This window comes from Streptomyces sp. NPDC000594 (assembly GCF_040299965.1).
GTDB lineage: Bacteria > Actinomycetota > Actinomycetes > Streptomycetales > Streptomycetaceae > Streptomyces.
On the sequence record NZ_JBEPCY010000001.1, the window covers coordinates 527,209 to 539,880 of the forward strand.

At 73.3% G+C, this 12,672-nt stretch carries 10 protein-coding genes; 8 read left to right on the forward strand and 2 right to left on the reverse strand.

Features of this window, described 5'->3' with window-relative positions; translation table 11 throughout:
• The first annotated feature begins 1 nt into the window (after position 1).
• The 3 genes from ABT354_RS01870 to ABT354_RS01880 all read left to right on the forward strand — a co-directional run bounded on the left by ABT354_RS01870 (position 2) and on the right by ABT354_RS01880 (position 3,224).
• Positions 2 to 664 (forward strand): ABC transporter permease, encoded by a 663-nt coding sequence (locus tag ABT354_RS01870; RefSeq protein ID WP_351487589.1) that lies wholly within the window; start codon positions 2 to 4, stop codon positions 662 to 664.
• A 117-nt stretch (positions 665 to 781) separates the two neighbouring features.
• On the forward strand, positions 782 to 1,738 hold the full coding sequence (locus ABT354_RS01875; protein ID WP_351487592.1) for an ABC transporter substrate-binding protein: 957 nt from the start codon (positions 782 to 784) through the stop codon (positions 1,736 to 1,738).
• A 184-nt stretch (positions 1,739 to 1,922) separates the two neighbouring features.
• The gene (locus ABT354_RS01880; RefSeq protein ID WP_351488038.1) at positions 1,923 to 3,224 is read left to right on the forward strand and encodes an MFS transporter; all 1,302 of its coding nucleotides are present in this window, start codon (positions 1,923 to 1,925) and stop codon (positions 3,222 to 3,224) included.
• 101 nt (positions 3,225 to 3,325) lie between these two features.
• Here the strand turns inward: ABT354_RS01880 and ABT354_RS01885 are convergent, their stop codons facing one another.
• A complete protein-coding gene (locus ABT354_RS01885) occupies positions 3,326 to 4,507 on the reverse strand; it encodes a glycoside hydrolase family 5 protein (RefSeq protein ID WP_351487594.1) in 1,182 nt (393 codons plus the stop codon).
• Between the two features lie 612 nt (positions 4,508 to 5,119).
• Between ABT354_RS01885 and ABT354_RS01890 the strand changes: the two genes are divergently transcribed.
• The 5 genes from ABT354_RS01890 to ABT354_RS01910 all read left to right on the forward strand — a co-directional run bounded on the left by ABT354_RS01890 (position 5,120) and on the right by ABT354_RS01910 (position 11,933).
• Positions 5,120 to 7,966, forward strand: a complete 2,847-nt coding sequence (locus ABT354_RS01890; protein ID WP_351487596.1) for a helix-turn-helix transcriptional regulator — start codon at positions 5,120 to 5,122, stop codon at positions 7,964 to 7,966.
• A gap of 329 nt (positions 7,967 to 8,295) precedes the next feature.
• Complete coding sequence (locus ABT354_RS01895) at positions 8,296 to 9,588, forward strand: serine hydrolase domain-containing protein (RefSeq protein WP_351487599.1); 1,293 nt, start codon at positions 8,296 to 8,298, stop codon at positions 9,586 to 9,588.
• 425 nt (positions 9,589 to 10,013) lie between these two features.
• Positions 10,014 to 10,253, forward strand: coding sequence for a hypothetical protein (locus tag ABT354_RS01900; RefSeq protein ID WP_351487602.1), 240 nt, complete (start codon positions 10,014 to 10,016; stop codon positions 10,251 to 10,253).
• A gap of 325 nt (positions 10,254 to 10,578) precedes the next feature.
• Complete coding sequence (locus ABT354_RS01905; protein ID WP_351487604.1) at positions 10,579 to 11,094, forward strand: lytic polysaccharide monooxygenase auxiliary activity family 9 protein; 516 nt, start codon at positions 10,579 to 10,581, stop codon at positions 11,092 to 11,094.
• A gap of 281 nt (positions 11,095 to 11,375) precedes the next feature.
• Positions 11,376 to 11,933, forward strand: coding sequence for a GNAT family N-acetyltransferase (locus ABT354_RS01910; protein WP_351487606.1), 558 nt, complete (start codon positions 11,376 to 11,378; stop codon positions 11,931 to 11,933).
• Between the two features lie 132 nt (positions 11,934 to 12,065).
• Here the strand turns inward: ABT354_RS01910 and ABT354_RS01915 are convergent, their stop codons facing one another.
• Positions 12,066 to 12,647 (reverse strand): O-methyltransferase, encoded by a 582-nt coding sequence (locus ABT354_RS01915; RefSeq protein WP_351487608.1) that lies wholly within the window; start codon positions 12,645 to 12,647, stop codon positions 12,066 to 12,068.
• Positions 12,648 to 12,672 lie beyond the last annotated feature (25 nt).

Below are 12,672 nucleotides of genomic sequence, written 5' to 3' on the forward strand. Positions count from 1 at the left end.
GATGGGCGAACTCCTCAAGGATCTCGGTGCCTGGCTGACCAGCGGCGATCAGTGGTCGGGCGTCGACGGGATCGCCAACCGGCTCGGCGAGCACCTGGAGTACTCGCTGATCGCCACCGTCATCGCCGCCGTGATCGCCCTGCCGATCGGCCTGCTCATCGGGCACACCGGCCGCGGTGCCTTTCTCGCGATCAACCTCTCCTCCTTCGGCCGCGCCCTGCCGACCGTCGGACTGATCGTGCTGGTCTTCCTGGCCAGCGGGCTCTCGATGACCCCGGTCTATGTCTCCCTCGTCGCACTCGCCGTCCCGTCCATCGTCACCAACACCTATGCCGGGATGCGCGCCGTCGACCCCGACACCCGGGACGCGGCCCGGGGGCAGGGCATGCGCGCCCATCAGGTCCTGCTGAGGGTGGAGATCCCGCTGGCGCTGCCGCTGATCATGACCGGGCTGCGGCTGGCCCTGATCCAGGTGGTGGCGACCGCCACCATCGCCGCCTATGTCAGCTTCGGCGGGCTGGGCCGCTATGTCTTCGACGGGCTCGCCCAGCGCGATCTCGTACAGGTGCTCGGCGGTGCGGTGCTGGTCGCCGCCGTCGCCCTGGTGCTCGACCTCGCCCTCGCGGCGCTCCAGCGGGTCATGTTCGGCAACCGCCCCGCCTGAAGCCCCTCCTCCGGACCCCGCCGGCCCACCCGGCGCCGTCCTCCGGATCCGCCGGCCCCATCCGGCCCGAGCACCGCGCACCTCCCCGGCCCGCAGCAACGGCAGAACGGACGCATCATGCCTCGCCCTCTCCCCGGCTCTCCCACCCCCCGGCGCGCCCTGCTCGGCGGGCTGCTCGCCGCCGCCTCCGTACCCGCCCTGGCCGCATGCAGCGGCGGGATCACCTCCCTCGACGGCGGAGGTGATCTCTCCGGCGGCGGCTCCAGCGAGGACGGCATCACCATCGGCACCGCCAACTTCACCGAGAACCAGATCCTCGGCCATCTCTATGCCGCCGTGCTGAAGGAGGCGGGGGTGAAGGTCCGGGTCCGGCCGAACATCGGCAGCCGGGAGATCCTCTTCCCCGCCGTCCGGGGCGGTGAGATCGATCTGCTCCCCGAGTACCAGGGGGCTCTCCTCCACCATCTCGACGAGAAGGCGAAGGCGACGGAGGAGGGCGAGATGCAGAACCGTATCGCCATGGCCCTGCCCGCCGGGCTCCAGATCCTCCCCTACGGTCTGGCCGAGAACTCCGACGCGTTCGCCGTCACCCGTGCGACCGCCGAGAAATACGGTCTGCGCACCCTCGCCGATCTGGCGAAGCACAACGGCGAACTGACCATCGGCGCCCTGCCCGAGGTCAAGACCCGGGTGGTGGGGGTGGTGGGACTGAAGGAGGTGTACGGGGTCGAGTTCAAGGAGTTCAAGTCCCTGGACTCCTCGGGCCCCCTGGTCAAGGGCGCGCTGCGGAAGGGCGATGTGGATGTCGCCAACCTCTTCACCACGGACACCGACATCGAGGCGGAGGGGTGGGTCGTGCTCGGTGACCCCAGGAATCTGATCCCCGGCCAGCATGTGGTCCCGCTGATCGCGGACCGCCGCGCCGACTCCCGGGTGCGCAAGGCGCTGGCCGGGCTCGGGACCGTCCTGACGACGGAGGCGCTGACCGGACTGAACCGGCTGGTGGACAAGGAGAAGGAGGACGCGGACGACGTGGCGGTGGCCTGGGCGCGCGAGGCCGGGCTCATCGGCTGAGCCCTTCCGCCGACCGGGTCCGTCGGTCGGCGGCGAAGGCACGCGCGGTCGTGGGTGCGGTCGTGGGTGCGGGCGCGGATCGCCCGGCAGCGGCCCGTAACCCCGTGTGGATCAGCACAGTTGACCCGGTATGTCTGCGCATCGTCCCGCAGTGTCCCCGTCCGGTCCCAGCGGCGATCCGTCGATGCTGCGGGTCGCGTCGGCGTCGCTCGTGGGAACCGCCATCGAGTTCTACGACTTCTTCGTCTACGGCACCGCCGCGGCACTCGTCCTCGGGCCGCTCTTCTTCCCCACCTTCTCACCGCTCACCGGCACCCTGGCCGCCTTCGGCACCTTCGCCGTCGGCTTCATCGCCCGCCCGCTCGGCTCCCTGCTGTTCGGCCATATCGGCGACCGCTACGGACGGCGCCCGGTCCTGGTCGCGTCGCTGCTCACCACCGGGCTCGCCACCACCGCCGTGGGGCTCCTCCCGGCCTACGGCAGCATCGGCCTGGCCGCCCCCGTACTCCTGCTGGTGCTCCGCTTCGTCCAGGGGATCGGACTCGGCGGCGAGTGGGGCGGCGCCGTGCTGCTCACCGCCGAGCACGCGCCACCGGAGCGGCGCGCGCTCTGGGGCAGCTTCCCCCAGATGGGGCCGCCGCTGGGCTTTCTGCTCGCCAACGGCACGACCCTGGCCCTGACCGCGTCGCTCTCCCCCGCGCAGTTCCTCTCCTGGGGCTGGCGGGTGCCGTTCTGGGCCGCGGGCGTCCTGACCATCGGCGGTCTGCTGCTGCGGGCCTCGCTCGCCGAGACCCCGCACTTCCGGGAGCTGGCCGAGAGCGGACGCCGTGCCGACGCGCCCGCCCGTGAGGTGCTACGGGACCACTGGCGGCTGCTGCTGCTCACCGCGGGCGGCCTCTCCGTGGGGTACGGGGTCTTCTACGCCGTGAGTACCTGGTCGCTGGTGTACGGAACCGACCGGCTGGGCCTCAGCCCCGTCCTGATGCTGTCCCTGGTGACGGCGGCGGTCGCGGTCCAGGGGACACTGACGCCGTTCGCCGCGATCCTCGGCGACCGCTTCGGCCGCCGCCCGATGTGCCTGGCGGGCAGCCTGCTCGCGGCCGGCTGGATGTTCCCGTTCATCGCGCTGCTGCACACCGGTGAACCGGTGCTGATGTTCCTGGGCTTCCTGATCGCGCTGATCGCCCTGGTCACGATGTTCTCGGTGATCGCCGCGTATCTGCCGGAGCTGTACGAGCCACGGGTCCGGTGCACCGGTGCCGCCGTCGGCTACAACCTCGCCGGGATCCTGGGCGGGGCGCTCACCCCCATCGTGGCGACGGCGCTCTCCGGGGGCGACGGCCCGCCGTGGGGAGTGGCCGCCTGGCTCACCGGTGTCGGGCTGCTCAGCGCGGCCTGCTTCGCCGCGCTGCCGGAGACCCGGCCGGGGGCGGCCTGGGCCCGTGCGGCGGGCGCCGGCCCGGACGAGGAGCCCGCCCCGGCATGAGCGCCACCGCCGGAGCGGGCCCGGCGGCCCCGCGGGGAGGCCTCCCGCTCCGGCGGTCGGCGGCCCTGCGGGGACGTCTCCCGCTCCGGTGGTCGCGGGGGTCAGCCGGTCGGGAAGTTGTCCGCGGTGCGGATCTTGCCCCGGATCCAGACCCCGGCCTCCTTCAGCGGCGCCGTCCCGGTCCAGGGGCCGTTCTTGGCGCAGGTGCCCTCCTTGAAGACGGCGCCGCTGCGCTGGTCGTCGGAGAAGTTCCAGTTCACCCAGCTGATCTTCTTGCGGGCCATCAGCGACAGATACTTGTCGGTCATCGTGAAGTCGTTGGCGCCCTCGCCCGCGGCGTTCTGGGTGCCGAACTCCGAGACAAAGACCGGCACCTTGGCGGAGGCGCGGTCCAGGGCCTGGAGATAGCGGTCACCGTGCGAGGCGGCGTAGAAGTGGAAGGTGTACATGATGTTCGGGATCGTGAGCGGGTTGTTCACGACCTCGTTCTCGTTGAAGGCGCCGTTCGCGGAGGACATGCTGAAGGACGCCCAGTCGGGGGTGCCGACGAGCACCGGGGAACGGGAGTCGAAGCTGCGGATGTGCGGGATGAGCTGCTCGGCGTAGGACTTGATCGTCCACCAGTCGACGCGCTGGTTCTGCCAGTTCTGGCCGTTGGGCTCATTGGCGATCTCGTAGAGCAGGTTGGTCTTGTTGCTGTGCCGGGTGGCGATGGCCTGGAAGAAGTCCTTCGCCTGCTGCATATAGGTCCAGGGGTCCGCGTCCCCGGGCGTCCGGGTGGGGTAGTTGCCCAGCAGATGCCAGTCCACGATCACATACATGCCGCGGGCGCTGGCCTTCTCGATCAGGTCGTGGACCTGGTTGATGTAGTGGGTGGGGTTCTCCAGATAGCCCTTGTCCGACTGCGGGATGTACAGCGACACCCGCAGGACATCGGCCTTCCAGTCGTTCGCCAGCGCGTTCAGCGAGCCGTCGGTGTAACAGCCGGGGAACCAGCCGATGCCATGGGTGGACATGCCCCGGAGCTGGATGGGCTTGCCGTACTGGTTGCAGAGCTGGGTGCCGCAGACCTGGAGTCTGCCGTTGATGGCGACGGGGGAGCCCGCGGGCGCCCGCACGGCCGAGGTGCCGGGCTTCGCCGCCGCGGCGGGCACGATCCGCGGGGACTTCTCCGCCGGGGCGGGCGCGGCCGGGGCGGCGGGCGCCACGGTCAGCCCCAGGGCCAGCGCGGCGACGGCGGTGCCCGCGCCCGTGAGGACGCGGAGGCGCTTCTGTGCGGGCATGTCTGTTCTCCCTTGTGGGTGGGGTGTGGAGGTGCCGCCGCTTCCCATGGCGCGGGACGGGGCCCGGTCGGGGCCCTGCCGCTGTCTCCCGGCGGTCCTGCCCAGCCTGTACCGGGGCCCACCCCCGGCACATCGTGGAAATCCACGAACCACCCCGGGGCGGTCGTCCGGTGGCCGTGTCCCCACGGGCCGGCCGGACGGCCGCGCCGGGGAGCCGCGTCCGGCCCCGGGAAGTCCGTTCGGCTTCGGGGAGGCCCGTCCGGTCGGCCCGGCAGATGCCGGGTGCCGGGTGTGTGCGGGTGTGCGGGTGTGTACGGCTTTCGGGTGTACGGGCGGTGCCGCCGCGTCTCCACCGTGTCTTCGCCGCGGCTGTCGTGCCCCCGGGGCGGTCGTGTCCGGCCCGTCCGGGTGCGGCTCGGGCCAAGGGGCGGTCCGGGCGCCCGTGTCGGCACCGGGCGGTGCGCCGACGCGGCGGGGAAAGGCCCACGATCATGGCCGGAACTGGCGCACCCTTCCATGGAACGTACACCGATCAGTCTCCGTCCTCGTATCCGGCACCCGCACGCAGCGGGACCCACCGACCGAGGTGACGGGACCGGCCAGGAGGGGGCCATGGCGGTGGCAGGGGAACGGGACACGGCGCTCGCCGAAGCCGCGCGGTGCGCCGCCGAGGCGCGGGCCGGCCGGGGCGGCTGGCTGCTGCTCCACGGCGACACGGGCAGCGGGCGCACCGCACTGCTGGAGGAGATCGTCCGCCGCGAGACCGGCGCCGGACCCTTCCGCCCCCTGCGCGCGCACGCCGCGCCCGGGGAGACCCGCTTCGCCTTCGCGCTGATCCGCCGGCTCCTGGCGGCCTCCGCGGTCTCCGACGCCCTGCCCTTCGCCGAGCCCACCCCCGCCGCCGAGCAACGCCTCTTCCATGGGCTGATGGAGCGTCTGACCGCCCTGACCGCGCAGGGCCCGGTCCTGCTCGCGGTGGACGACCTGCACCTCGCCGACGGGCCCTCCCTCCGCTGGCTCGGCTATCTCACCCACCGGCTGGCCGCCCTCCCCGTCCTGCTGGTCCTGACCACCCGTACCCGCCCCGGCGCTCCGGCCCCCGGCGGCAGGGACACCGGACTCCACCCGGACACCGGTACCGACCTGCCGCTGCCGCCCCTCGACCCCGGCGCGGTCGCCCGGCTGCTCGCGCCCCACGCCCTGAGCGCCGACCTCGCCGAGCTGGCCGCCACGGCGGGTGCGGGCAACCCGATGCTGCTGCGCGCCCTGACCGGGCGGCCGGTTCCCCGTACCCCGCGGGATCTCGTCGGCGACCGCTACCGCGCCGCACTCGACCGCTGGCTGCGCAACCCCGCCGCCCCCGAACGGCGGCCGGCCGCGCTCGCCCTCGCCCTGCTCCTGGAGACTTCCGCACCGACCGACCCCGCGCTGGTCACCGCCGTCGCGGGCCTGCCCCCTGAGCTGTGCGCCACCGCGCTCTCCCCGGCGGGGCCCACCGGGCTCACCGCCATGCTGGCCCCCGCACCGGTCCGGGAGAGCGTCCTCGCCACCGCCGTCCCCGCCGAACTCCGGCGATACCGCCGCCGTCTCGCCCGCGCCCTCTACGAACGCGGCACCCCCGCCCCGGATGTGGCGGAGGTCCTGCTGCGGACACCTCACACCGGCGACGCGTGGATCACCCGGACCCTGGACGAGGCCGCGGACGACGCCCTGCGCCAGGGCCGGACCGACCGCGCGGCCCGGCTGCTGCGCCATGCGCTGACCGGTCCCGCCGACGCCGCCGCCCATCTCGGCCTCACCCTGCGGCTGAGCGCCCTCGACATGTTCGGCTCCGCCCGCGCCGGCACCCGCCGCCTCCAGGAGAACCTCCAGGGCGCGGAGTGCCCCGACCCCCATGCCGTCGCCTCGGCCCTCGGCGGCGCGCTCGCCGCACAGGGGCGGATCCCTACGGCGATCCAGGTCCTCGGCGACCTCGTCCGTACGCCCGGTGGCGACGTCCTCCGTACCCCCGGTGGCGACCTCGCCCGTACCCCCGGCGGCGATCCCGGCCGCGCACCCGACGGCGAGCGGTCCGCCACCGCCCTACGGCTGGCCACCGCCCGGTTCGCCGCCCATGACGCCCAGGAGTGGCACCGCGCCGCCCGGGAGCTGCGCGAACTGACCGGCACCGCGCCCCCCGACACCCAGCCACTGATCCATGCCCTGCTCACCCTGTACGAGGGCGGCACCGGCCGGATCGACGCCCGTACCACTCTCGACCGGGCCACCGCGCTGGCGTACGCACCGGTCGACCCCCGGTTCCGCGACGACCATCTCGCCGTCGTCGCCACCCTGTTGCGCTGGGCCGACCGGCCGGACGAGTCCCGCGCCCTGATCGGGCGCGGGCTGCCCGCCGCGCCGCTGCCGCCGGACCTCACCAGCCTCGGCCATCAGCAACTGCTGGCCATCCGTACCGCGCTGGACCTGGCGGCCGGGCGGTTCGCCGCGCTGGTCACCGATGGCACCCGCCTCCTGGAGCGCACCCGGGACCCCGCCGTCCGGCTGCCCCACCTCCGTGCCCTCACCGCCCTCGCCCACCATGAGCTGGGCCTCACCGAGCGGGCCCGGCACCAGCTGCACCCGCTCGACCCGCCGCCCGGGGACACCTGCTGGACCTGGGACGCGGTCCTGTACGCACGGGCCCGCCTCCACCTCGACACGGGCCGCTGGGACGAGGCCCTGACCGGCTTTCTGGCCTGTGGTGCCCGGACCGGCGCCCGGGGCTTCACCGGACCCCTGGGGCAGCCCTGGCGGTCCGGGGCCGTCCTCGCCCTCGCCCGGCTGGGCCGCCGCCCCGAGGCCCACGTCCTGTCGGACGAGGAGCTCCGCCACGCGCACGCCTGGGGGACACCCCGTGCGGTGGGAACCGCCCTCCGCTCCCGCGCCGCCGCCCTCGGCGGGCGGCCGGGACTCGACTGCCTCACCGAGGCCGTGGCGCTGCTGCGGACGGCACCCGCGCCGGTCGAACTGATCGAGGCCCTGACCGACCTCGGCCGCGCCCAGCGGGCCTCCGGCCACACCCACAAGGCCCGCACCACCCTCACCGAGGCGCTCGGCCTCGCCCGGGACCTGACCTCCGTACCGGAGAACGACCCCCGCGCCGACCGGCCGGCCGGACCACCGGGCGCGCCGCCCACACCCCCGCCGGTGCCCCGCCTGCTCGCAGGTGCCCAGCTGGCCCTGCGCACCTGCGGCGCCCCCGAGCCCGTCGGCCGCACCGCGCCCGCACCGTTACTGACCCGGTCGGAGCGCCGTATCGTCGACCTCGCCGTCCAGGGATTCACCAACGCGCAGATCTGTGCCAGCCTCCATCTCGCCCGCCGCACCGTGGAGACCCATCTGACCCAGGCCTACCGCAAGCTGGGCATCTCCCGCCGAACCCAGCTCGCCACCCGCCTGGGCGGCCCCGTGGGCCAGTGACACGGCCGGAGTCGTCCGGCGCCCTGGGGAGGCCGCTGCGGCCGCCCGGCACGCTCGTGTCGGCCTCCGAGCGTGCCCGCTCCTCACGCCGGGACCACCAGCCGCTCATCGGGCCACGGAACAGGATTCCGCGTCCTGTCCCAGGGGCTGCCTGCCCCCGGGTGCGGGTGGTGCTGTCATCACCCCCGCTCCGGGGGAAGCCTTCATGGCCGCCGGGCCTTCCGCCATGGCTGAATGATCTTGCGGCGGGTGACACGCCCGATATCTCGGCCCCCGGGCACCAGGGCGGTCGACCGCAGGAACCCATCCCCTCCTGTAAGGCATTCAGCATGACGCAGACACGGAATCCCGCCCCGGTACGCCGGGGGATCGCCCTGGGGGCGGTGGCGGTGGTCGTCGGCACGGCGGCGCTGGCGATGCCGGCCTCCACCGCCTGGGCGGGGGCCGGTGACGGGCCGTCGGAGCCCGCGTCGGCCTCCGCGGCCGCGTCGCTTCCCGGGTCCGGGCCGGGTTCCGGCTCCGCCTCCGGTTCCGGACCCGGCTCCGGCTCCGGTTTCGACAGGAAGGATCTCCAGCGGGGTCTGGACGACATCGTCCGCCACGACGGAGTGGTCGGCGCCCAGGCCACCCTGGTGGAAGGGGCCGAACGGAGCTACGCGCGCAGCGGCACCGCACGTCTCGGTGGCGACCGTCCCATGCCCCATCAGGGCTATCTCCGGATGGGCAGCAACACCAAGACCTTTGTCTCCACCGTGGTGCTCCAACTGGTCGGTGAGGGCAGGATGCGCCTGGACGACACCGTCGAACGCTGGCTGCCCGGCCTGGTCGGCGGCAATGGCCACGACGGCGCCAGGATCACCGTACGGCAGCTGCTCCAGCACACCAGCGGCCTGCCCGACTACGCCCCTCACCTGCCCATCCTGGACGAGAAGCAGTTCCTGGAGAAGCGCTACGACGACTTCCGGCCGGAGCAGCTGGTCGCGCTGGCCCTGCGGGAGCGGCCCCTCTTCGAGCCCGGTGCCTCCCACCGCTACTCCAACACCGGCTATATACTCGCCGGGATGATCATCGAGAAGGTGACAGGAAACCACTGGAGTCAGGAGGTCCACGACCGGGTCATCGAGCCGCTCGGTCTGAAGCACACCTTCTCCCCGGGATCGCGTACCGGACTGCCGAAGCCGCATGCCAAGGGCTACCACCAGTTCAAGCCGGGCGCCTCACTGGTCGACAGTACCCGGGTGAACATGACCTGGGGCGGCGCGGCGGGCGACCTCGTCACCACCTCGAACGACCTGGTGCGCTTCTGGCAGGGCCTGCTCGGTGGGAAGCTGCTGAAGCCGGCGCAGCTGGCCCAGATGCGGACGACGGTGGATATGCCCCCGGACGGCCGCCAGGTGGTCGAGAAGGCCGGGCTCGGCATCTTCTGGCGGTCCCTGAGCTGCGGCGGGGGCTTCTGGGGCCATGGCGGGACCACCCTCGGCCATCTGAACGCCAATGGCTTCACGGACCGGGGCAGGCGCGGGGCCGTCGTCATACGCACCACCAACGTCGCCCTCGACGACCGTGACGCCCGTACCGACCGACTCCTCGACGCCGCCCTGTGCGGCACCCGCAAGGGCTGATATCCCGGATTCCCGGAAGCCCGGAGCCCCGGCCCCCGTCAGGGTGCGCCGGGGTTCCGGCGTGGGGGAGACCGGGCGGGGGAACCCGTCAGGGGCAGGCGGGTTCACCCGTGTCAGGCGCCGAGGGTCCACCCTGGCACCCGTGTCAGGTGCCCGGGGTCCGCCCTGTCAGGAAGGCCGTTCCGGTCCGCGGGCCCTGCGGGGGTCGGGCACGGTCGCGGAGGGGTATAAGGGAAGTACCTTCCACGGTCCGGGCACACCGGCGGAGTGCTCGTCGAAGAGTCGGTGTCCCGACCGGAAGGTGTGCGTCTCTTCCCTGACCCCATGCCCTTGCCGCGGCTTCGAGGCCGGCAGCTGTCGTCCGCGTGCGGCGGTTCGGGCCGGTCGGGGATCCCATCCGACCGGTGCCGGGAAGGACACTGCCGATGACCTCCACCGCCGCCTCGTGCGGCCCCCCGCCGGACCGTGGTCCGGCCACCAGAGGTACCCGCTCCCGCAGGAACCCTGGCGACATCACCCATCTGCGGCTGGTCGTCGGTGATGCCGTCGATGTCGGTGATATCGCAGAGGAGGAGAACCCCTACCGCTGGCTCGAAGAGGACGCGGAAGGCTGCCTGATGTGCGGCTCTTGGCTCCACTGCGCCTGCGGGCGGTGGGACACATGACGGCAGGTATCAGGCGGCCCCGGGACCGTTCGGGCCAGGACAGCTGACGGTCCGTGCCAGGCCTGCGGGCGGCCGCGGGCCGGGGCGGGCGGTGGTCCGCCACGGGGCGCGGTGGCGGCCGGGAGGGGAACATTCTCGGCCATCCCTCATATGCCCCGTGAACGCGCGCCCTCTTGACGATGCGCTGTCAAGCGCTATGGTCCAGACCAAGTGGGCAGAGCGGTCACGTCCGGTATCCCCCGGCGATCGGTGCGACACGGCCGGTCGCCGCCCCGGCACGCCCGTCCTGCCCGGAGTGCTCCTCCCCCACACCCAAGGAGCTGACATGCACCGGAAGAAGACGCTGGCCATCGCCCTCGGCGCGGCAATCGCCCCACTCCTCGCCGTCATGCTGCCGGCGAGTTCCGCCAGCGCTCATGGATATATCTCCTCACCCCCGAGCCGCCAGGCCCAGTGCGCGGCCCGCACCATTCCCTGCGGACCCATCCAGTACGAACCCCAGAGCGTGGAGGGCCCCAAGGGCCTGCGCAGCTGTAGCGGGGGCAATTCCGCCTTCTCCGAACTCGACAACGACGGCAAGGGCTGGCGGGTCACCCCCGTCGGCCGGACGACCACCTTCAACTGGCGTCTGACGGCGGCGCACGCGACCAGCACCTGGCAGTACTTCGCCGGGGGCCGGAAGATCGCCGAGTTCAACGACGGCGGCGCACGCCCCGGTTACTCCGTGAGCCACTCCGTCAACTTCGGCAGCCTGAGCGGTAAGCAGAAGGTGCTGGCGGTCTGGAACATCGCCGACACGCCCATGGCCTTCTATGTCTGTGTCGATGTGAACGTCAGCTGACACGGACGGCGGACCCCGCACCGGCTCCGTACGGGCCCGGTGCGGGCCGCTGACAGGCCGGGACCCGGCACAGCGGTACGGGGCCGGTGGCCGTTCTTCCCCGAGGGACCTCCTCGCGGAAGCCGGCCGCCGGCCCCTCCGCGGACCGCCCCGGGCACGGTGCCGTACCGCGTCTGGGGCGGCCCGTGCGCGACCGGGCCGTGCTCCATGCGAGGATCCCTTTCATCCGTCCCGGCCGGACATGCCGGGAACGGGACTTCCCGGCGTGATGAAGGGTGACGATGTACGCGATATCCCTGGGCGGCGACGGAGCCGAGCTGTGCCCGCTGGAGCCCTGGCAGGCCGAGGAGTTCCTCGCCCATATCGACCGGGGCCGGGAGTTCATCGGCCGCCACAACGGGCTCCCCGACATCGTCACGGACCTGGACTCCAGCCGGGTGTTCCTCCAGACCTACGCGGACCGGACCGCCGCCGACGCCGGGCGCATCGCCGGTATCCGGTGGCAGGGCACCCTGGTCGGCGCGGTCATCCTGCGCAGACTGGAGGTGGCGCAGGGGGTCGCCGAGGCGGGCTGCTGGCTGGAGCCCGCGGCGGTCGGCCGGGGGCTGGTCACCCGCGCCGCCCGGGTGCTCATCGACTGGGCGGTCGAGGAACGCGGTGTCCACCGGGTGGAGTGGTGGGTGTCCCCGGCCAACGCCCCCAGCATCGCCGTGGCGCGGCGGCTCGGGATGACCCGGGAGGGCACCCTGCGGCAGAGCTACGCCTACCGGGGCGAGCGGCACGACGAGGAGATCTGGTCGGTGCTGGCACCGGAGTGGCGGGCGGCGCGGCAGCCCTGAACCCGGGTCCCCGACCACGTACCCCCGGCGCCCGCCGGCCCGTCACCCGTCGGCCCGCCCGCGGCCGGTCCGCCAAAGGTCCGGCCGCCGACCCGCCTGCCGTCAGTCCGCCTGCCGTCAGCCCGCCTGCCGTCAGCCCGCCGGCCGCACCGCCATGAGCAGCCCGCTCGCCCAGGTCATCCGTACCGAACGGAAGTCGGCGCGCTCCTCCAGCCGCTCCAGCAGCCCGGCCACCGAGGAGGCATGCCCCTCGGGCCACCCCGGCTGCGGCAGCAGATCGTCCACCAGATAGGTCCCCCCGGGCGCCACCAGGGCGAGGGCCCGGTCGAGATGGGTGAACTTGCCCGGCCAGGTGTCGGCGAAGACCAGGTCGAACGGTTCGCCGTCGTACTGTTCCAGCCACTCGCCGCCGTCCCCGGTGACCCAGGTGACCCGGGGGTCGGCCCCCAGCTGCTCCCGGGCGAGCGACTGGAGCGCGGGATCCAGCTCCACCGTGACCAGACGGGAGTCCGCGTCCATGCCGCTGAGCAGCCAGGCGGTACCCTCTCCCACGCCGGTGCCGAGCTCCAGGATCCGGCCCTGCGGCCGGGTGGCCGCCAGGGCCGCGAGGAGGCTGCCCGTGCGGTCCTCCGAGGACATGCCGAAACCGGCGGCACGGGCCTTCGCACGCAGTGATTCCAGCGTGTCGGGGAGGTGCTTCGGTGTGTCGTCCATGCGGAGATGATCGCCGTACCCGCCC